The sequence below is a fragment of the Oceanobacillus caeni genome (genome assembly GCF_019037185.1).
GTDB classification, from domain to species: Bacteria; Bacillota; Bacilli; order Bacillales; family Amphibacillaceae; genus Oceanobacillus; species Oceanobacillus caeni.
Window position 1 is genome coordinate 116,091 of sequence record NZ_JAHHXM010000002.1, and the last position, 22,231, is coordinate 138,321.

18 protein-coding genes and 2 tRNA genes are annotated in these 22,231 nt (G+C 34.3%); 1 reads left to right on the forward strand and 19 read right to left on the reverse strand.

The genetic code is table 11. The features are described 5' to 3' along the window. Positions 1–303: 303 nt before the first annotated feature. The 7 genes from KM885_RS02005 to hemA all read right to left on the reverse strand — a co-directional run bounded on the left by KM885_RS02005 (position 304) and on the right by hemA (position 8,902). Positions 304–1,314, reverse strand: a complete 1,011-nt coding sequence (locus tag KM885_RS02005; RefSeq protein ID WP_216883480.1) for a protein kinase family protein — start codon at positions 1,312–1,314, stop codon at positions 304–306. 113 nt (positions 1,315–1,427) lie between these two features. Next, complete coding sequence (locus KM885_RS02010; RefSeq protein ID WP_216883481.1) at positions 1,428–2,951, reverse strand: LysM peptidoglycan-binding domain-containing protein; 1,524 nt, start codon at positions 2,949–2,951, stop codon at positions 1,428–1,430. A 127-nt stretch (positions 2,952–3,078) separates the two neighbouring features. Then, complete coding sequence (hemL, locus tag KM885_RS02015) at positions 3,079–4,365, reverse strand: glutamate-1-semialdehyde 2,1-aminomutase (RefSeq protein ID WP_047183708.1); 1,287 nt, start codon at positions 4,363–4,365, stop codon at positions 3,079–3,081. A 15-nt stretch (positions 4,366–4,380) separates the two neighbouring features. Then, positions 4,381–5,355: a porphobilinogen synthase gene (gene hemB, locus KM885_RS02020; RefSeq protein WP_047183707.1), complete on the reverse strand. Its 975-nt coding sequence runs from the start codon at positions 5,353–5,355 to the stop codon at positions 4,381–4,383. Continuing rightward, positions 5,355–6,122 carry a uroporphyrinogen-III synthase gene (locus tag KM885_RS02025; protein WP_060667953.1) on the reverse strand — a complete coding sequence of 256 codons (768 nt, stop codon included), beginning with the start codon at positions 6,120–6,122 and terminating at the stop codon, positions 5,355–5,357. The genes hemB and KM885_RS02025 overlap by 1 nt, the downstream gene beginning before the upstream one ends. Beyond that, positions 6,119–7,048, reverse strand: coding sequence for a hydroxymethylbilane synthase (gene hemC / locus KM885_RS02030; protein WP_216883482.1), 930 nt, complete (start codon positions 7,046–7,048; stop codon positions 6,119–6,121). Before hemC ends, KM885_RS02025 begins: the two co-directional genes overlap by 4 nt. A 477-nt stretch (positions 7,049–7,525) precedes the next feature. Next, positions 7,526–8,902, reverse strand: coding sequence for a glutamyl-tRNA reductase (gene hemA / locus KM885_RS02035; protein ID WP_047183704.1), 1,377 nt, complete (start codon positions 8,900–8,902; stop codon positions 7,526–7,528). A gap of 205 nt (positions 8,903–9,107) precedes the next feature. Between hemA and KM885_RS02040 the strand changes: the two genes are divergently transcribed. Beyond that, on the forward strand, positions 9,108–9,590 hold the full coding sequence (locus KM885_RS02040; protein ID WP_047183703.1) for a LiaI-LiaF-like domain-containing protein: 483 nt from the start codon (positions 9,108–9,110) through the stop codon (positions 9,588–9,590). Between the two features lie 40 nt (positions 9,591–9,630). Here KM885_RS02040 and yihA read toward each other — a convergent pair whose 3' ends face one another. The 12 genes from yihA to racE all read right to left on the reverse strand — a co-directional run bounded on the left by yihA (position 9,631) and on the right by racE (position 21,983). Next, positions 9,631–10,215 (reverse strand): ribosome biogenesis GTP-binding protein YihA/YsxC, encoded by a 585-nt coding sequence (gene yihA / locus KM885_RS02045; protein WP_047183702.1) that lies wholly within the window; start codon positions 10,213–10,215, stop codon positions 9,631–9,633. A 1-nt stretch (position 10,216) separates the two neighbouring features. Further along, complete coding sequence (gene lon, locus KM885_RS02050; RefSeq protein WP_047183701.1) at positions 10,217–12,532, reverse strand: endopeptidase La; 2,316 nt, start codon at positions 12,530–12,532, stop codon at positions 10,217–10,219. A gap of 342 nt (positions 12,533–12,874) precedes the next feature. Then, positions 12,875–14,152, reverse strand: coding sequence for an ATP-dependent protease ATP-binding subunit ClpX (gene clpX / locus KM885_RS02055; RefSeq protein WP_060667958.1), 1,278 nt, complete (start codon positions 14,150–14,152; stop codon positions 12,875–12,877). A gap of 443 nt (positions 14,153–14,595) precedes the next feature. Further along, entirely contained in the window at positions 14,596–15,882 is a 1,287-nt protein-coding gene (tig, locus tag KM885_RS02060) for a trigger factor (protein ID WP_204797694.1), read from the reverse strand. Between the two features lie 143 nt (positions 15,883–16,025). After that, positions 16,026–17,009 carry a tetratricopeptide repeat protein gene (locus tag KM885_RS02065; RefSeq protein WP_047183698.1) on the reverse strand — a complete coding sequence of 328 codons (984 nt, stop codon included), beginning with the start codon at positions 17,007–17,009 and terminating at the stop codon, positions 16,026–16,028. A gap of 121 nt (positions 17,010–17,130) precedes the next feature. After that, positions 17,131–17,204: transfer RNA gene (locus tag KM885_RS02070), tRNA-Arg, on the reverse strand. A gap of 5 nt (positions 17,205–17,209) precedes the next feature. Beyond that, positions 17,210–17,283, reverse strand: a tRNA-Gly gene (locus KM885_RS02075). A 310-nt stretch (positions 17,284–17,593) separates the two neighbouring features. Next, positions 17,594–18,103: a metallophosphoesterase gene (locus tag KM885_RS02080; protein ID WP_047183697.1), complete on the reverse strand. Its 510-nt coding sequence runs from the start codon at positions 18,101–18,103 to the stop codon at positions 17,594–17,596. A 29-nt stretch (positions 18,104–18,132) separates the two neighbouring features. Then, positions 18,133–18,729: an XTP/dITP diphosphatase gene (locus KM885_RS02085; protein WP_047183696.1), complete on the reverse strand. Its 597-nt coding sequence runs from the start codon at positions 18,727–18,729 to the stop codon at positions 18,133–18,135. 11 nt (positions 18,730–18,740) lie between these two features. Continuing rightward, positions 18,741–19,490 (reverse strand): ribonuclease PH, encoded by a 750-nt coding sequence (gene rph / locus KM885_RS02090; RefSeq protein WP_047183695.1) that lies wholly within the window; start codon positions 19,488–19,490, stop codon positions 18,741–18,743. A 345-nt stretch (positions 19,491–19,835) separates the two neighbouring features. After that, positions 19,836–20,942, reverse strand: coding sequence for a GerMN domain-containing protein (locus tag KM885_RS02095; protein ID WP_047183694.1), 1,107 nt, complete (start codon positions 20,940–20,942; stop codon positions 19,836–19,838). A gap of 216 nt (positions 20,943–21,158) precedes the next feature. Continuing rightward, positions 21,159–21,983 (reverse strand): glutamate racemase, encoded by an 825-nt coding sequence (gene racE, locus KM885_RS02100; protein WP_047183693.1) that lies wholly within the window; start codon positions 21,981–21,983, stop codon positions 21,159–21,161. Between the last annotated feature and the right edge of the window lie 248 nt (positions 21,984–22,231).

Genomic DNA, 22,231 nt, shown 5'->3' on the forward strand with positions numbered 1-22,231 from the left:
TTTCACAAATATGGTGTAAGTATACATATTATATAGTGATTCTTCATTAGTGGGGTATTTACTACCCTTATCCCATGGAAATAATAAACAATTTATTGTGGAAAATGAGGTGATTATAATGGGTAGATATTATCGATATAAGTTACCACCGTGGGCAAGAAAATGTATTTTTATTTTAGAAAGAGTGACATTGCCAATTTTACTTTTTCAACTCATTCGGACAATTTTCTTTCCATCCTTTTTCGATTTAATATTATTAGGGATTTTAATCGGGCTTTTAATATGCTTTTATTTACGGTGGATTTAAACTTCTAAATCATCTAAATCTAACGTTTCATATTCTTTCTCTATAAACGCCGACCATTGTAATCCAAAAATAATTTTTCTGTATTCATGTTGAATGTTTGTTACGTGCTGTATCATTGATAAACTACGTACACCACTCACATAGTCATTAATACTTTGTATATAATTCGTTGGCGAAAGTAAATAAATGGATAAAAATTGAAGTTCTGGTAACGTTAATTCATTAATATCTGTGTAGGAGGAAAAGTTGTCAATATAAAGCTCAGTAGAAGGATTGAAACTACCAATTTCATTTTGGAAAAATAAGATCAGGTCCATAACAGGGTGATCAAAACGCGCAGATTCCCAGTTAATAAAGTATGATTTTTTAATATGTGAATGGTCTAATCTATGATGACATAGCGAAGAACTCCATGTTAATTCATCTTCCTCATGGTCATTTATAAAGCGATTAATTCGTTTATCCACTTCAACAAATGCATATTCTATGTCACGAAAATGAGTACAGACAAGCAGCTCAAACGGAGACATATACTGCTTTTTTTCGAATTGGTGAATAAATGTGAGTAATTGCTTTCTCATCTCCCTACAATAGTTTTGAAAAGAAAAAAATGGGTTGGAAACCGTTTCTATATCTATTTTTTGAATCCGTTTCGTTTTCCAATGTAATTTTGCCAACGATTCATAGAAGCTAGAAACCCAGTTCGTATCCCTTTCTCTATTTGTATCATTAATCCAGGGAGACAAATAAAATATGGATTGTTCATGACGATAATATAAATTACCTTCTTTTGTTAAATATACTGGTAGCACCATATCAAGATTTTGGGTGTTTGAATATCGATAAATCGTTTCCCATTGTTTCACCATGTCTTCTGTTAAACCGCTTCTCTTTAATGCGTATTCTTTATTATAATCTTTAATATAATAGAGTTGAGATGTTACTTGATTGATCTTTAGTGGATGGATATTATACGCAGCAAGTACATTATTAATATTATCCGTCATTATACCACCACCTTATAGAATACTTGACTTTAATATTTACTTTTGAATCTGCTAAAATTAGATACCCCTTGAATAATTTCAAGGGGTGTCTCTGTTCACATTTTAATTAGAGTTTACTTTTTAGAAGGAATATAAAGTAACTGTCCTTCGGCTACATCAAAATCATCCTCTAACTGATTTTGTTTTATGATTTGTAATGGACTTACTTTAAACCGTTCAGATATCGTTTCTATTGTGTCGTCTTTCTGAACGATACAAAGCCTCATTTTTGTATATTCTTCTTCACTTGAATTACGGAAAATATCAGATAAGTAAGTAATGTCCCCTTTATCTCTAGATTCATGTTCACCTTCTGTTTCTAAGGACTCAGCCTCCACCTCTTCTTCAACATTCTCGCTTTGTAATTCGGATGATTCTGTATTTGAGACTTCTTTATGATTGTTAAAGAATTCAGCTAAAGTTTGCGTCTGAGTTTTAAATGACCATCTTCCTTCTTCTACAGGCTTTTCGGGCTCTACCCCTTCTATTTGTTCCTCTTCATCTCTATCTGTTTTTAAAGTAGGGGTTTCCGTTATACTCGGAATCTCGGGTTCTTCTGCTTGCTCCTCTTCCGTTCTATTTTCTTCTAAAGTAGGAGTTTCTATTTTACTTGCAATTTCGGATTCTTCTGTTTGCTCCTCTTCATCTCTATTTTCTTCTAAATTAGGAGTTTCCGCTTTACTTGCAATTTCGGGTTCTTCTGTTTGCTCCTCTTCATCTCTATTTTCTTCTAAAGTAGGAGTTTCCGCTTTACTTGCAATTTCGGGTTCTTCTGTTTGCTCCTCTTCATCTCTATTTTCTTCTAAAGCAGGTATTTCTGCTTTACTTGCAATTTCGGATTCTTCCGCTTGCCCGTCTTCATCCCTATTTTCTTCTAAAGCAGGTATTTCTGCTTCACTTGTGATTTCGGATTCTTCCGCTTGCCCGTCTTCATCCCTATTTTCCTCTAAAGCAGGTATTTCTGCTTTACTTGCAATTTCAGGTTCTTCCTCTTGCTCTTGTTGTTTTTGTTTAATTTCAAATTCAAATGTGTCTTTTGCCTCTCTTTCCGATAAAACAGGTTCTTCTTCCACCACTTTGTCTGAAATACCTGACACATCTTCTTGATCAGCTAATGGTTCTTGATAAGTATCTTCCACGCTATCATCTTCTACTCTACTAATTCCTGCTTCTTGATTAATACCATGTATAGCTATTGTAGAAAACATTTTAAGTTGAGTTTGTTTAGGTATTTCGTAATCAAATGCCTGCACACTAACCATTACGTCATCTAAATTACCGACACGATAGGTAGGCACAGATATTTCTACTGGAAACCGATGTGAGAACTCTGCATTTTCGTCATCCGTATCAGCTACACTTTCTATATACCTCTTCGCTTCATGATTGAATTCTTCTAAACGATCTTCTATAGTAGTTGCTTTTTTATAATTTCCCGTTAATTCTATTACACCTCTAATGGAAATATAATCTTCATTCGTTTGTATCGTAATTTCAGGTTCCAATGATATTCCACGTAACTCTTCTATTTCCTGTCCTTTTTCAAAATATAAAGTTTCATTTAATTCAAAACTAAATACCGATTGATCAGCCGACAAACTGACTTCCTCCCTCCTAAGCATTACCCAATATGCTTAATGTGTCTTAATCATTTATATGAGAAAGTGTATTTGGTTATGCATGAAAAAAGCTATCCCCGTTTCAGTTGGGAATAGCTTTTTTAAATTATTTAAGTTTAGAGAATGCTTTTCGAATAGCTTCAATTGTTTTTTCGATGTCGGCATCCGTATGTTCGGTTGATAGGAATAAACCTTCAAATTGGGAAGGTGGTAAAAATATACCTTCTTCAATCATTGCTTGATAATATTTAGAAAAATACTCCAGATTGGATGTTTTTGCAGCGTCGAAATTAACCACTTTCTCATTTGTAAAGAATACACCTAACATGGATCCAGCTCTGTTAATATGTAGTGGAATTTCGTAATCTTCTGCCGCTTGTTTAAAACCCTCTACTAATCGATCAGCCTTTTTATTTATTTCCTCATAGGACTGCTTGGTTAAAGCTGAAATTGTTTCAAAACCGGCTGTCATTGCTAATGGGTTACCTGATAAAGTTCCCGCTTGATAAATAGGACCCACAGGAGCAATTTGTTCCATTATTTCACGTTTTCCGCCAAATGCACCAACAGGTAAACCACCACCAATAACTTTACCTAGACAAGTTAAATCCGGATTAACATCAAAATATCCTTGAGCGGAATGGTATCCAACTCGGAATCCTGTCATAACTTCGTCAAAAATAAGTAAGGAACCATTTTGCTCCGTAATTTTTCTCATTTCTTGTAAAAATGCATTTTCCGGTGGTACAACACCCATGTTACCACAAACAGGCTCCATAATAACGGCAGCAATATTTTTACCATATTTTTCAAAAGCAAGTTTAACACTATCTAAATCGTTGAATGGTACTGTAATCGTGTTACTAGCAATGGAACTTGGTACACCGGGACTATCTGGTAAGCCTAATGTAGCAACTCCAGAACCCGCCTTAATAAGTAAGGAATCTCCATGACCATGATAACTACCTTCAAACTTCATGATAAGATCCCTACCAGTGTATCCTCTAGCAAGTCTTATCGCACTCATCGTTGCTTCTGTACCCGAGTTTACCATTCGAACCATTTCTATAGAAGGTACCCGTTCAATGACTAATTTAGCTAATTTGTTTTCTATTTCAGTATTTGCACCAAAGCTCGTCCCTTTTTCCACGACTTCTTTTAACTTTCCAACTACTCGATCATTTGCATGACCTAAAATAAGAGGTCCCCAACTTAGTACATAGTCAATGTATTCATTACCATCTGCATCGTATATTTTTGATCCTTTTCCTGATTCCATTACAATCGGAGCCATGTTAACTGATTTGAAAGCACGAACAGGTGAATTAACACCACCTGGTAGTAAATTAACAGCTTCTTCATATATTTCATGAGACTTTTCAAAATTTCTCAATCCATACACCTCCACTTATTTATCATCTTTTAACCAAGTTGCGACGTCTTTAGCAAAATACGTCAAAATAATATCTGCACCCGCACGCTTCATTGATGTCAACATTTCCATAACGATACTTTTCTCATCAATCCAGCCATTTTGTGCAGCAGCTTTAATCATTGCGTACTCTCCACTAACATTATAAGCGACAACCGGCACATTAACATGATTGCGTACATCTCTAATAATATCTAAAAAGGATAATGCAGGTTTTACCATAATAAAATCTGCACCTTCTTCAATATCTGATTCAACCTCACGTATAGCTTCCAAACGATTTGCTGGATCCATTTGATAGGTTTTACGATCCCCAAATTGTGGTGCACTATCAGCCGCATCACGGAATGGACCATAAAATGCAGATGCATATTTTACTGCATAAGACATGATGGGAATATTTTCAAAACCTGCTTCATCCAGAGCTTGACGAATTGCTACAACAAAACCATCCATCATATTTGATGGGGCGATAATATCCGCTCCCGCTTTTGCCTGAGAAACTGCTGTTTTAGCTAGAACTTTCAAAGATTCATCATTATCAACATCATGATTATGAATGACACCACAATGACCATGGTCTGTATATTCACAAAGACATGTATCAGCAACTACTAATAAATCCGGATAGTTTTCTTTCACCATCCGTGTAGCCGTTTGAACAATCCCATCATCCATAAAAGCACCTGTTCCAATTTCATCCTTTGCAGTAACTACACCAAAAAACATTATTGCTTTGATTCCTAATTCATAAACTTCTTTTACTTCTTCTAGTAATAAGTCCATCGATATTTGATAAACCCCTGGCATGGAAGGAACTTCGTCACGAATATTATTCCCTTCTATTACAAACATTGGATAAATAAAATCATTCACACGTAAATGCGTTTCTCGAACTAATGAACGCATGGAAGCGGATGAACGTAAGTTTCTATGTCTTTTAAAATCCATTATATATGCTCCTTTTTATTTATATAATCAATGATAATATCGATCATTGCATCTACAGTAAAAACCTTTGGCGTCAATATGGTAGAAAACCCTTTTTCCCTTGCCTTATTTTCCGTAGTTGTTCCAATACAAACACATGGTTTATCTACTAAATACCCTGATAATTCGAAATAAGCATCAATTGTGGATGGACTTGTAAATGTGATAAAGTCAAATTCCCTTTGTAATATTTCATTTAGTAAGTTTTTACTTTTGAAATTTATAGTTGTTTTATAAACATAAAGACTTGTAAATGAAAGATTCGCTTTCTTCAATTCACTTGGTAAAACATCCCTAGATAGATTACCACGGATGAGTAGAATTTCTCCTGGATTTTGAAATTTAGCTAAGAATTCTTTGCTAAGCGTGTTCGCATCATAAACAGTAGGTACAAAATCAGCTGAATAACCATATTTCTTCAATTTCTGATTTGTTTTTTCACCTACTACTGCAATATTTTTTGCGTTTAATATTTCATGGGAAATTTGATGTTTATTAGCCAATTTAAAAAAATATTCTACACCATTGGCACTTGTGAAAATAAACCAATCAAAGTGATCCAGTTGTTTCATAATTCGCCTGTTTTCATCACGATCATCACAGTCAATACGCAACAAGGGGACTTCAATTGGAATACCACCATATTGACTAATTTTTTTAGAGAAGATTTTTCCACCTGCATTTTCCCTTGTCACAATAATTTTTTTACTTCTTAGAGGTGCTATCATTTATCAAGCTCCTCTTTTACCCTTTCTACTATTTCTTTGCCACCTTGGTTTATTAATAATGTAGCTGCTTCCTCACCAACTGCTTTTGGATCAGTACCACGAACAACCTCTTTTAATATTGTTTTACCATCAGGTGTACCGACTAATGCGGTTAACACTATTTCATCGTCTTCCAGATAGGCATATCCACCAATCGGAACTTGGCAACCACCATCTAATAATTGAAGAAAAGTTCTTTCAGCAGTTACGGTTCTAGCTGTGTAACTATCATTAATCTTATTTAATATTTCACGTATTTCCTGATCATCTTCTCTACATTCGATTGCTAAAGCACCTTGTCCGACTGCAGGAACAACTACTTCGGGTTCTAAATACTCCGTTACAATTCCATTATCATGACCTGCTCGTTTTAATCCAGAAGCTGCTAAAATAATAGCATCATAATCTTCTTCATGAAGTTTTCGAATTCTTGTCTCAATATTTCCACGAATCCATTTAATATTTATATCGGGTCTTGCTTTAAGAACTTGTGCTGCACGACGCAAGCTACTTGTTCCAACATTAGCTCCTTCAGGTAAATTTTTTAAAGTAATATTATTTTTAGATACGAATGCATCTCGAGGATCTTCTCTAACAGGGATAGACGAAATAACAAGCCCTTCTGGCATTACGGATGGCATATCTTTCATACTATGGACCGCAATATCTATTTCTTTATCATACATTGCCTGTTCAATTTCTTTAACAAATAAACCTTTTCCGCCGACTTTAGATAGAGTGACATCTAAAATACGATCCCCTTTTGTTACAATTTCTTTTATCTCAAATTCGTTTGGGACACCAGCTTTTTTAAGTTCATTGATAACCCATTTCGTTTGTGTTAATGCTAGATTACTTCTTCTTGATCCTACGACGATTTTTCGCATGAATAAATCCTCCTAAATCGTGTTGCCATGAACAAAGGCGTAACCGCCCGTTTAGCAACGTACAAACTGCGCCTGGCCATGCCAGGTGGTCCGATGTTGCCGCGCAAAGCGGCGTTCTTAATCGGACATTCCTCTATAGCAATGAGATAAAGGAAACACGGTGAGCTGTAAGCGAACCGATGTTGACTTTCACCACAAGGGTATAAGTGCGACTAAGCCTCTCGTTTCACGAATCGGCAAGTCTTCTTTATCGTAGTGGAGGAGCATGAAGTTTGCTAGTTGCTGGGCGCTGGAGCCGGACGTGGCTTTCCTTATACAAAATTACTCATAGCTACATATTTTACATTTCTAAGATATAATTAAATTAAGTGATAACACATATATTTTAACCTTTTTTAAACTATTTGAAAAACAATAAGATTCGTGCAGGTAAAAACCAGAAAGCATAAAGCCTTCTGGTTTTTAACAGAAAAAATATTAATTTACACCTGAAATCTTTTCTAAATGTGAAAAAGAAATATATTCACTTTTTTGAAGAGACATTAACGTTTCGTCTTTTTCGCCCTGTTTTGCAAATTCTTCCCTTACTTCATCTTCAATACCAAAGATTTCAACAAAAAGTTCAAGGGCGTGATCTGCATGACTTCCTCCAGCCATTTCTTTTGCCTGAGTAATTGGCTCTTTCAATAGTTGATTAATAATACTTTTCGTATGTTTATTTAACACCTTTTTTTCACGTTTCGTAAGATCAGGCATCTTTCTTTCGATACTTTTCATCGTTTCTTTTTGAATCGACAAGGCTTTATTGCGAAGTGCAGATATAACCGGTACAACTCCCAATGTTTTAATCCATTCTTTAAATGTGACAATTTCCTGTTCAATAATTAGCTCAATTTGTTCAGCCGCTTCTTTTCTAGCTTCTAAATTATGGTCGATAACCCCCTGTAAATCATCAATATCATAAAGAAAAACATTTTCCATTCCATTGATGTCGGCATCGATATCTCTTGGAACCGCGATATCTATTAAAACAAGAGGTTTATTGTTTCTTTTTATTTGAATTTTTTCAATCATTTCTTTTGTTAAAATAACAGATTTCGAGCCTGTAGAGCTAATCAGGATGTCAACTTCTTCTAATACATTTTCTAGATTATCTAGACCAACAGCCCTTGCATGGAACACCTCAGCTAATTCTTCCGCTTTTTCAATGGTACGGTTAATGACTGTTATTTCCGTCACACCTGATCCTTGTAAATTTTTAGCTGCTAATTCGCCCATTTTACCAGCACCCAAGACAGCAACATGTTTCTCGCTAAGATTCACAAAAATATTCTTCGCTAATTCAACTGCTGCATAACTAATCGAAACTGCATGTTCTCCAATGCCTGTTTCGTTATGGACACGTTTTCCAAATGTAATGGCTTGTTTAAATAATTCATTAAAAATAGTACCTGTAGTGCTTATTTTTTGTGCTTTAAGAAAGGCATCTCTTACTTGCCCTAAAATTTGAGTTTCTCCTAATACCATTGAATCTAATCCAGCGGAAACACGGAATAAATGTTCTATGGCACCATCATTTTCTGCTATTTGTAAATAAGGAGAAAATAATTCTTTATCTACTCCAAACCAATCTGCTAAAAATTTTTTAATATAATATCGACCGGTATGAAGTTGATCAACAACAGCAAAAATTTCCGTACGATTACATGTAGAAATAATAACATTTTCCAAAATACTTTTTTGTTTTTTTAATTCGTTCGTTGCTTCTTCAAGGGTACTCTCTGGAAAAGTTAGTTTTTCCCTTATTTCTACAGGGGCTGTTTTATAATTGAGTCCTACTTTAAGAATGTGCAAATTGACTACCCCCAAAAATCTTTATCTTTTAAAAATGACATATTATTTACATTGTAACATAGTTTTAATACACCAAATTCTATAAATGTGAACAGAATTTGAAACAAATATTATATAAGAACGTTATTAGTTTAACTCGAATGTACTTTATCATACAATATATTTATAAGCAAGGAAACGAAACTATAGAAGGGATTAGTTATAATTGAAGAAAAGGAATTCATTATTAGCATACATATTAATCGTAATTGGGGTATTCTTCTTACTTAAGCAATTAGAAATTCCACTAATCACTAATTTTTATTCCTGGCAAACCATCTTAATCATTACTGGTATCCTATTCTTATTTTATAGTTACATACAAAAAAATAATCAATTTTTATTTAGTGGAACTATTATATTAGGACTTGGAATTCACTCCTATGGTTTGGAGCATTATCATTTTTGGAGCAATCATTGGGGAATGTATACGTTAATTATTGGAATCGCATTTATCGTTAGAGCAACAAAAACCAAAAAAGGATATATCTTAGGAATATTATTTATCGGGGTTAGTATTTTTATGATTTTTTCATCTAAAGTATCCGCCTATTTTAATTGGGTAAATGATGTTACCCCTTTCGTTACAAATTATTGGCCAATTATTTTAATTATTATAGGTATATATTTATTAAAGAAAAAGAAATAACCTCTATCTTTATATTGGTTATTTCTTTTTCTATTCTATTTTATTTCAAGAAGCTCCGTATGAGCGCCCATGCCTCGTCTTTACCTTCTCCTGTTTCTGATGAAAAAGGTATCACAACATCATTAGAATCTATTTGTAAAGTTTGTTTTGTTCGTTTAATGTGTTGTGCCCGTTTATTCTTAGGAACTTTATCTAATTTTGTTGCAATAACGATAACTGGTAATTCATAATATTTCAGAAAATCGTACATTTGTACATCATCTCTAGTAGGTTCATGGCGAACATCTGTAATGAGAAGAACAGCCTTTAATGTTTCACGTGTTTGAAAGTATTCTTCCATCATCTTTCCCCATTTTTCTCTTTCCTTTTTGGAAACCTTCGCATAACCATATCCTGGGACGTCTACAAAATAAAAAGATCCATTTATTTTATAGAAATTTAGAGTTTGGGTTTTACCAGGTTTAGATGATGTCCTAGCTAAACTTTTTCGGTTAATTAATTTATTTATAAAAGAAGATTTCCCAACATTCGATCTACCTGCTAATGCAATTTCCGGAACTCCTTCATTTGGGTATTGCTTTTTACTAACCGCACTAATTACTATTTCTGCATCTGTTACTTTCATTTTATTCCTCCACTAATGCATGTTTTAACACTTCATCTAAATGCTTTACAGGTATGAATGTTAATTCCTCTTTGACACTGTCCGGAATATTTTCTATATCTTTTCTATTATCTTCCGGAATGATAATCGTTGTTAATCCAGCTCGATGGGCGCCTAAAGACTTTTCTTTTAGTCCCCCAATAGGCAATACTCTACCTCTTAAGGTAATTTCCCCGGTCATACCGACTTCTTTTCTTACTGCACGGCCTGATAGAGCGGAAACCAGAGCAGTTGCCATCGTAATACCAGCGGATGGACCATCTTTTGGAGTTGCACCTTCTGGGACATGTATATGAATGTCATATTTTTCGTAAAAGTCAGGATCAATATTCAGTTCTTTTGCACGGGAACGAATGTAACTAAATGCAGCCTGTGCTGATTCTTGCATGACTTCTCCTAGTTTTCCGGTTAAAGTGAGTTTTCCTTTTCCTGGATAATGACTAACCTCAATAGATAAAATATCTCCACCTACCGTTGTATATGCAAGTCCTGTTGCAGTTCCTACTTGGTTTTCCTGTTCCATTAATCCATAACGAAAAATCGGCTTACCAAGAAACTCTTCTATACTTTTTTCGGTTATAATAACACGCTTTTTCTCTTCCGACGTAATAACCTTCGCAGTTTTTCTACAAAGCTTTGCGATTTGTCTCTCTAGACCTCGTACCCCGGCTTCTCGAGTATAGGTTTGAATTAACTTCATTAAAGCATCATCTCTAATTTGCAAATTTCCTTTAGTTAAACCATTTTCTTTCACTTGTTTTGGTATCAAATGTTTTTTTGCAATATGCATTTTCTCTACTTCTGTATATCCAGATAGTGAAATTAGCTCCATTCGGTCTAATAAGGGACCTGGAATAGAACTTACGTTATTTGCTGTAGCGATAAATAAAACATTCGATAAATCATAATTCTCTTCAATAAAATGGTCACTAAAAGTACTATTTTGCTCTGGATCAAGAACTTCTAACATGGCTGAAGCTGGATCGCCACGAAAATCGTTAGACATTTTGTCAATTTCATCAAGTAAAAACACCGGATTTATGGTACCAGCTTTTTTCATTCCTTGAATGATTCTACCTGGCATGGCACCAATATAAGTTCTTCTATGGCCTCTAATTTCTGCTTCGTCACGCACCCCACCCAGTGAAATCCGTACAAAGTTACGGTTAACAGAGGAAGCAATTGATTTAGCTAATGATGTCTTCCCTACCCCTGGTGGTCCAACCAAACATAATATTGGTCCTTTTATTGTATTCGTTAATTTTTGAACGGCTAAGTATTCTAAAATTCTTTCTTTTACCTTTTCCAATCCATAGTGCTCACTATTTAAAACCTTTTCTGCTTTTTTAATATCAATGGTATCTTTCGTTTTTTTCGTCCATGGAAGTACTAATAACCATTCTAAGTAATTACGAATAACAGAGCTTTCCCCGGAACTTTGGGGGACCTTTTCATATCGATCTAATTCTTTTAGGGCAACCTCCATAACATGTTCGGGCATATCCGATCCTTCAATCTTTTCTCTAAGGCTGTCAACTTCGCCTGTTTTACCATCTTTCTCCCCAAGTTCTTTCTGTATTGCTTTTAATTGTTCACGAAGATAGTATTCTTTTTGTGTTTTTTCCATGGATGATTTGACACGTTGTCCAATTTTCTTTTCTAAATCTAATACCTTTTTTTCATTTGATATATATTGAATTAATTTCTTTATTCTCTTTTTAACATCTTGTATCTCAAGAATTTCTTGTTTTTCTTTCACTTTTAACGATAGATAAGAAGCAATGATGTCCGCTAACCTACCTGGTTCTTCAATATCAACAACTGTTGCCAACGTATCTTCCGTAACTTTTCTTGAAACTTTTATGTATTGTTCAAATTGATTTAAAAGCGATCTCATAAGCGCTTCTTCTTCATGATTATCGCCATGAATATCTTCTAACTTTTCTATTTCTACTACAAATTCATTTTCCGTTTCTATAAAACGTACGATTTCCCCACGATGTAATCCCTCTACTAATACTCTTATTGTACCATTAGGAAGCTTTAATGTTTGTTTTACTTTCACTAATGTACCAATTTGGTAAATATCTTTCGTTTCTGGTTCATCTAGACTTACTTTCTTTTGAGCTGCTAAAAATATAGTCTGATCATCCATCATTGCTTTTTCTAAAGCTTGAACAGATTTATCTCTACCAACATCTAAATGTATAACCATAGTTGGAAATACGAGTAAACCGCGCAGTGGAAGGAGGGGGACTTGAATTAAATCTTTCGTCATGAAATGTGACCTCCAAATATGTGAATTATTAACTTATATGTATGCTTTAAAAGTTTAAAGTTAATACATTTATTTGTAAACTAAAATCAACTTCAAATTTATTATTTACGTATCTTATTATACTAAACATTTTTTAGAACAAAAATTACATATTTAGAAAACTTACATGCAATATTGGAATTTAAATGCCTTCGTTGCATTTGTACAGAGTGGAAAGACTTTTTATGCTATCCTGCTAAATAAGTTTTTTGCAAAAAAGAGACTAACCTAAGCCAACAGCTCAAAGACGAGAGCCGTGTTGCTATGTAGTCTCTTTTTGCATAATATCATTTTAACTTGTTTTTACGCACTCTCTTTTGGATGATTTTTGATACCCTCTTGTACCGTTCCGTCGTTAAATACTAATGTCGGACTTCCGTTTTCATTTACAATGGTATCTTTTGTAATAATACATTTATCAATATCTTCCCTAGATGGTAATTCAAACATAACATCCAGCATGATTCCTTCTAAAATAGAACGTAATCCTCGAGCACCTGTTTTTCTTTCGATTGCTTTCTTAGCAACTTCAATTAGTGCCTCTTCGTCTATTTCTAATTCCACGTTATCCATTTCAAATAGCTTTTCATATTGTTTGACCAATGCATTTTTAGGTTTTGTTAAAATTTCAACTAGTGCATCCTCATCGAGAGGTTGAAGTGCACCGATAACCGGAATTCTTCCTATAAACTCAGGAATTAATCCATAGCGTAATAAATCTTCTGGTAATACCTGTTGAAGCAATTGACCCATATCTAAGTCTTCTTGTTTTGAATTTGAGCCAAATCCAATCACCTTTTTACCTAAGCGACGTTTAATAACTTGATCAATACCGTCAAAAGCTCCACCTAGGATAAACAAAATGTTGGTTGTATCAATTTGTATAAACTCTTGATGAGGATGTTTACGGCCACCCTGTGGTGGTACACTTGCAACAGTTCCCTCTAAGATTTTTAAAAGTGCTTGTTGTACCCCTTCTCCGGAAACATCACGAGTAATAGATGGGTTTTCGGATTTACGAGCCACTTTATCAATCTCATCAATATAAATGATTCCTTTTTCGGCTTTTTCAACATCATAATCGGCAGCCTGTATTAGCTTTAATAAAATGTTTTCAACATCTTCCCCAACATAACCTGCTTCAGTAAGTGAAGTTGCATCAGCCATGGCAAAAGGAACATTAATGATTCTCGCTAACGTTTGTGCGAGTAATGTTTTACCACTACCAGTTGGTCCAATCATCGCAATATTACTTTTAGCCAATTCAACATCATCATTACCCTTTGGTGAGTTAATGCGTTTGTAATGGTTGTATACTGCAACAGATAAGTTCTTTTTAGCTTTTTCTTGTCCAATTACATAGTCATCAAGAATTTCACAAATTTCTTTTGGTTTTGGAATTTCTTTTAATTCCATTTCTTCGTCCGTACCAAGTTCTTCTTCCACAATTTCCGTACATAGCTCAATACATTCATCACATATATAAACGCCTGGTCCGGCAACTAATTTGCGTACTTGATCTTGACTTTTCCCACAAAACGAACATTTTAGTTGTCCTTTTTCTTCATTAAATTTAAACATACATTTTCACCCCTAAATATCCTAAAATCTAGGTTTCAATTTATAGCCATCATATCAGAAGACTTTCAAAAAACAAAATAAAAACCACTGATTTTTCTTAAACAAATAAAGAAGACTTCCATCAATGGAGGTTTTCCTTCATCCCCCACTGATGGTTAGTCGCACTTCTTGGACCATTACGGTAGTTGATCTCCCACCCACCTTCTTTGTCCCCGGAAGCTTGAGGTGAGAGCCTTACTGCCCGTTTAGGTGAGATAAAACTCCCAAAAATAATTTTAAAATAATTATTGTTATTTTAATTATTTCTTATACTATATGAAAGATATTTTCTTTTAAGTAGTATTTTACTATAAATAAGACAAAACAAGGTGCGCCTATATTTCGCACCTTGTTGCATTTATCATTATGTGGTTAATAATGTTCTAGTACGTACGTTATCATTATTAAACAGCTTTACTCTGATCCACTAAGAAGTCAATTGCTTTTCTCATTAAAAGATCACTTTCAATTACTTCCGTATTTCCACCTAATAATGGAACGATTTGTTTAGCATCCATGCCATACATGCTTGCCATTTTCTCTAATTCTTCATTAATATCTTCTTCAGTAACTTCAAGATTTTCAGCTTTTGCAATTGCTTCTAGCGTTAAATTAGTACGAACGCGTTTAGCTGCATCTTCTTTCATTTGTTCTTTTAGTGCATCTTCATCTTGACCAGAGAATTGACTATACATTTCCATTGTTAGACCTTGCATTTGTAGGTTTTGTTCAAACTCACGAAGCATTTGGTTTAATTCAGTTTCAACCATAGCATCAGGAATATCAACTTCTACATTTTCAGAAGCTTTTTCAATTAATTGTTGGCGTTTTTCATTTTCAGCGTTTTGTTTACGCTCTTCTTCAAGCTGTTCTTTTTTCTTTTGTTTTAATGCTTCAAGAGTTTCTACTTCATCATCAACATCTTTAGCAAACTCATCATCTAATTCAGGAAATTCTTTAAATTTCACTTCGTGGATTTTAACTTTAAAAGTAGCTTCTTTTCCAGCTAAATCCTCAGCATGATAATCTTCTGGGAATGTTACGTTAACCTCTGTTTCTTCACCAGACTTTTTACCAATTAATTGTTCTTCAAATCCAGGAATGAATTGACCGGAACCAATTTCTAATGAGTGATTTTCGCCTTTACCACCTTCAAATGCTTCGTCACCCAAGAAACCTTCAAAGTCGATAACCACTGTATCGCCTTCTTCAATTTCTCCTTCTTCCTTCACTACTAATTCTGCATGACGTTCGCGAAGACGATTGATTTCAGCATCTACATCCTCGTCAGTTACTTCAACAGACTGTTCTTCTACTTCTAGACCTTTATATTCACCAAGTTTCACTTCAGGTTTCACTTCAACGTTCGCTGTGAAAATTAGGTCTTTCCCTCTTTCAATTTGTTCAATATCAATTTCAGGTTGTGCAATTGGGAAAATATCTGTTTCTTCAACAGCTTTTCCATATGCATTTGGAAGTACAATGTCTACTGCATCTTGATATAAGGCTTCGACACCAAATCGTTTTTCAAAAATCCCTCTTGGTACTTTACCTTTACGGAATCCAGGCATCTGTACATCTTTGACTACTTTTTTGAAGGCTTGATCCAACGATTTTTCAAATTCATCTGCAGGTACTTCAAATGTTAGTACCCCTTTGTTACCTTCTTGTTTTTCCCATTTAGCTGACATATTTATTTCCCTCCACAAACTATTATATCCATTTCATAATTATGTAAATTACGATAATTACTTTTTACTCTACTAAGTATTTTGCAACCACTATATTATAACATAATTCGTTCGGCTTTCAAGCATTTATCACATATCTCTTCTTAACTGTCAATAATGCTTAGATAAAGTGATTCACTAAATTTTATTTTCTCTATGTAATTTTCTACTTGTTTAGTTGTTTCCGGAACTTGATTGGATGCAACTCCTAAAGATTCTTTTCCAATCAGTTCTAGTGCTTTCGCAATATGTAAATAATCATCTTTCGGTGGTTTTATCGGATACATGACATAAGTATAATCATATAACAGTTTTGTTATCAAATGGAATAACGAAGGGTTATCTTGCTCTAATTCCCGAAGTAATGCTTTAGTTTCTAATATAGGTTCACTTTCCTTAACCCATTCTAATTCTTTTGGAATTATAGTTAAAGTTACATTAAACTTACTAACCTCTACTTCAGTCGTCCATTGCTTTTCTTTTAACCATTCTATTATTGCTGTTTTTGCAAGTGGGTGAACGTCATCATTTACAAGAAGTTCGATAATTTGATTTGAGGGATTTGCATGAAGTGATTTTAATTTCTCCACTTGCCGCCATTGCTCATCAAAATTACCTTCCTCTACAGCTGTAAACAAATCTTGAAAAAGGATTGCCTCCTTCTCCATATTCATATCAATATTCATTTTTTCACTAATTTCATATAATTGTTTAAATTGTTCTTTTTGTAATTTAGGTATATCCTTTTTTTGAAATTCATATTCAACTTGATCCATTAATAAATTATATTGATTCGTTTGAAATAAAATTGTTAAATAAATATGTACATAATGATAGTAGTGTTCATCTTCTTGTTTTAATAAATCCTCACATAAATTCTGGGCTTCATTAAATTCACCTAGTTCCATTAGACAAATTAACTTTCCGGTTATAATTTCATGATTGTCTACTTGATAGTTAATTAACTTATCTAATTTAATTAAAGCTTCATCATATCTTTTTTCCTTAAGAGCGATTAAGCTTGCTTTTTCCAATTCTTTCTTCCATTTCGGAAATAGAATTATTTTATCATCTTGTTGTATGCGCATTCATTCACCTTCTTTCATAAAGATAATCGTTTTTTATTACATATAGATTCCCTATATATTTAAAATTAAACATAAAAAGAGAAACCAATCAGTTGGTTTCTCTCTAGTAGTTGATTCAAAGCGTCCCAGGAGAGATTCGAACTCCCGACCCACAGCTTAGAAGGCTGTTGCTCTATCCAGCTGAGCTACTGGGACATAAATGGAGCGGGTGATGGGAATCGAACCCACGACATCAGCTTGGAAGGCTGAGGTTATACCATTTAACTACACCCGCATGATTTTAAAAATTAAGTATGATTAATAATTTAACGACAAATTTAATTATAGTTAAATTGACATTCTTTGTCAACACTTTCTATAAAAAAATAAAGAAGACTTCTATCTGTGGGGGGCTTGGTGAGAGTCTTACTGCCCATTAAGGTGGGATAAGTCATTTTTCACAGAGGTTGGGATAAAATGTTTTATAATAAGAGAAATCCGAACTTTACAGAAATAATGGAGTAGATAAACCGCTCTGGAGATTCTGCGGGATTGTCCGTCATTTGAGTTAAACATTTCGTTATGTCCCAACCCCCATGATCTTTTTAGAAAGATGCTGTATAGGATAATTCTTCCACTTCGAATCCATCCGTTGAATAAAATTGAATATTTATATGATCAATGGATTCCCATTTTACAATTGCATATGTTTTTTCGTGTCTATTTCTAGGTAAACGAATACTTCCAGGATTAATAAATAATTGCCCGTCATTCTGTTCAGCCCCAGCAATATGAGAATGGCCGAAACAGATAACGTCTGCACCAAGTTCTTTTGCCCTATATGATAGCTTCATAAATGTTGACTTTACCTGGAATAAGTGTCCATGTGTAACGAAAAACGTTAAACCCCCAATTGAAATAATTTCTTCTTCTGGATATCTTGAATCAAAATCACAATTTCCACGAACTTTATACATTCCTTCTAGTTCTACCGAATCATATTCCAATTCAGAATCACCGCAATGAATCATGGTAATATTCGGGTGCCGACTTTTAATTTCCGTGATTTCTTCTTTTAGTCCATGACTATCACTAATAATTAATACTTCATACATAACGCATGACAGCCCCTTTGGTTTAAAATCTAAAACAATATATCTATCAAGTCATCTAACTTATCCATTGCAAGTTTACGATGACTTATCTGATTTTTTTCTTCTGGCTCTAACTCGGCCATTGTTTGTTGATAACCATCTGGAATAAAAATAGGATCATAACCAAATCCATTATCACCGGAAGGGAATAAAGCTATTTTTCCCTCACATTCCCCTCTAACTAATTTTGTTTGCCCTTCTGGTCTCGCTATAGCCAAAACACAAACAAATCGTGCATTTCTATCATGTTCCGGGATATTTTCTAATTCTTTAAGAACTTTTTTTACATTTTCTTCATCGTCTTTATCTTCCCCAGCATATCTCGCTGAATAAACACCTGGTCTTCCGTCTAGAGCATCGATAACTAACCCGGAATCATCAGACAAAACAGCTTTATTTAATATATGGCTTATCTCTTCTGCTTTTAATGATGCATTTTCTTCAAAAGTATCACCAGTTTCATCCACGTCTGGAAGTTGTTTTTCAATATCTAATAACGAAAGGGCCTCTATATTTTTCTGGGAAAAAAACTCTTTAAACTCTTTTGCCTTACCACGATTTTTAGTGGCAATAATAATTTGTTTCATAAAAAAACTCCTTATTTTTTGGTTTCACCTATTCGTTCGGATAAAGCACCAATTGCCTCTTTTTGTACCTCTATAATTTTCTCTAACCCCTCACTAGCAAGTTTCAACATCATTTTTAGCTGATTTAAACCAAATGTTGCTTCTTCTCCAGTCCCTTGGATTTCCACAAACTCCCCTGAACCCGTCATTACGATATTCATATCAACATCTGCTTCTGAGTCTTCTTCATAATTTAAATCCAATATTTCTATTCCTTCTTTTAATATACCCACAGAAATTGCAGCTAGATAATCCGTTACAGGCATTTCTTTGATCGCTTTATTTTTCAGCAGTTCACCAAAAGCTAAAACAACCGCAACAAATGCGCCTGTGATAGATGCAGTTCTTGTTCCCCCATCCGCTTGAATAACATCACAATCTACCCATACGGTTCTTTCACCTATTTTTTCTAAATCCACGACAGATCTTAATGCTCTACCAATCAATCGTTGAATTTCCATCGTTCTACCACTAACCTTACCTTTAGTTGACTCTCTTATATTTCTTTGGGTAGTAGCACGAGGGAGCATTGAATATTCGGCGGTAATCCACCCTTTTCCTTGACCTCGCATAAATGGAGGAACACGGTCTTCGATGCTTGCGTTACAAATTACTTTTGTATTCCCAACTGTAATAAGTACCGAACCTTCTGGATGTGTTATGTAATTCGGAATAATTTCAATAGTTCTTAATTGGTTATGTTCACGATTATCATTTCTCATACGTAAATCCTCCTCTTATTTCCATCATTAGCTTATCATATTTTGCTAAAAAGCAACACGAGAATTCATTAGGCTCATTTTTTAGAAAACTTGCACTAAATTATCAAAGGCGGAAGCGCCCGTTTAGCGACGTACGGACTGGACTGAGCCGTAGGAGATAAAGGAAACACGATGAACGGAGTGAGTCGATGTTGACTTATCGCACGGAGGTGAAGGAAGTCTCGCTAGTCGCTGGGCGTTGGAGCCGGACGTGGCTATCTCTGTATCTATGTTATTCACAGCCATACAAATTTTATAATTTCCTGACAATAAAGAAAGAGGTTCAAAATTCGAACCCCTTTCTTTTTATAATTTTTCTGTTTTTGTAAATGTATCCTTTGTTACTGGCTCTTCATATGATTCACCGTTTTCATTCACGAGTTGATCTACATTTTCAACTTTTACATCAACGGCTTTTACACCAGCTTGTTCAGTTAAAGTTCTTACTAGTGTCTCCATTACTTCATCCGAAATAACAGACTGCTCTTTATCTTTCAAAATACCTTCATTAAATATTAATTTAAGAACTCCATCTTTCATTACCGGCTCACTACTTAATTTAGTACCTTCATTAAACACGTGGACAATATTTGAATTGTAACCAGGTCCTTGAATCAATGAATCTACAATTGCTTCATAGATTTCCACATCCTCTTTTGAATCAACATACTGAGTTACAGGAACATAATACCTGTTTTCATTATGTTCAGATGGATAAAACATCGTTACAGGGGTAGCAGTTAATAAATCATTTGAATTGGATTCCACAACATTTATTCCATTTGCTCTTGCATATCCATTCCCAATTGGTGTTCCATTAACTGGCATTTCCTCCTGAGGATGTCCATTAATCCACAATTGTACCTTTTTAACATTTTCGAATTGTGTTAAGGTGTATGTCATCGACTCCAGAATTTTAATTTCCTCATTTGGCTCATAGTTTTTAAATTCTTCCGATACATCTACAATTATCGTACCATCTTCCTTTAAATTAAGTCCTAAAATTTCAGTACCCTCTGGTAACACGGCTTGAAACCCATTCGGTAGTAGAGGGGTTACTGGTCCATCTTTCACCAGATGTTCCATGAGTTGTTTACCAACTTCTGATGTCCCTGGTAATTCAATCGTTTGAGCAGCAACCATCCCATTCTTATCCATTAAGTATAATTCTCTAGGAACCATTTCTGTAACTGCATCATCTGATTTGGTTTTCTTCCCCTTGGAGTCAGCTGAATCCTTAGATTCTACATTATCTTTCTTATTCTCAGAAGTTGAATCTTCTAAGCTATTTACAGCCTCCGCATCTTGAGGTGGGTCCATTTCCTGTTCTAATGACTGTTCTCCTTGAAAACACCCAGATAAAATAAGCGAAAGCGAAACCGCGCCAACGATTAAAGCACCTTTCTTATTCATGCTAATACCTCCTACGATAGTTTGTACTATAATGTATACGAGCTATCATAAAAAAATAGACCTATCGTAGGAAACTTCTATTTAAAAATAATTCATTACATATTCCGCATGGATTCATCATCATCTCATACAGGATTATGCATGAAAATATTTCGGAAAACTTGGTATTCGCTACCAGCATAGATGAGGAGAGAAGGTAAAATAAAAATCAGGAGCTTAAACCTCCTGATTTGTTCGTAAACTAGCTCTTTTAATTTCTAACTTGCTGAAATTTGAATCCTTAAAAATCTTTCTAGTTATTTCAATAAATATATTCAGCTCACCTGTAGTATAAAATTGATGAATAGGCTCATCTGTTTTACTATTCAATAATCCATGTACGTCTAATATAGTACTTGTTTCTCTAGCAGTCTCTTCACTAGAAGAAATAATGGTTACATTGTTACCTATAACTTCTTGTATCGTGTCTTTTAATAATGGATAGTGGGTACATCCTAATATCAATGTATCCATATCTTTATTTTGTTTTAATGGTGAAATAGATTCTTCTACTACTGATTTTGCTTCCATACCTGCCAATATTCCATTTTCAACCATTGGAGCTAATAAAGGACACGCCAATCCATAAACATGAATATCTGCATTTATTTTTTCCAATGCATTCGTATAAGCACTACTACGAATCGTACCTTCTGTCCCAATTACACCAACATGATTATTATTTGTACATTTTATTGCAGCTCGGGCACCAGGCTGTATTACACCAACAACCGGAATATCTAATGACTGCTGTAATTCCTTTAGCGTAAAAGCGGTAGCAGTATTACAAGCCACAACTAACATTTTAATATTTTTATTTAATAAAAAGCGAACCATTTCCCAAGTAAATAATTTCACTTCTTCAGCAGGTCTAGAACCATAAGGACATCTTGCTGTATCTCCTAAATAAATTAACTTTTCCTTTGGTAATTGACGCATCAACTCTTGAACAACAGTTAAGCCACCAACTCCAGAATCAATTACTCCGATTGCTCTATCCAATAAAAATCGCCTCTTCTGTGCTGTTTTATTTTTAGGTTATTTATCCAAAATTTAAGGTTCTAGTTTATTTCAATATATACAAGCAACAGTTTATCATATCAACCCATTCCGTGTATATATGTTAAAATAAATAGTTATAAGTCCTTACTTTTTCATAATATGTAGTCAACTATTCCTATGTTACCGTTTCCATTTTTTTTAAAATTTATGTAGGTAAAATTATTTAACTTACATATTACCACCAGTTT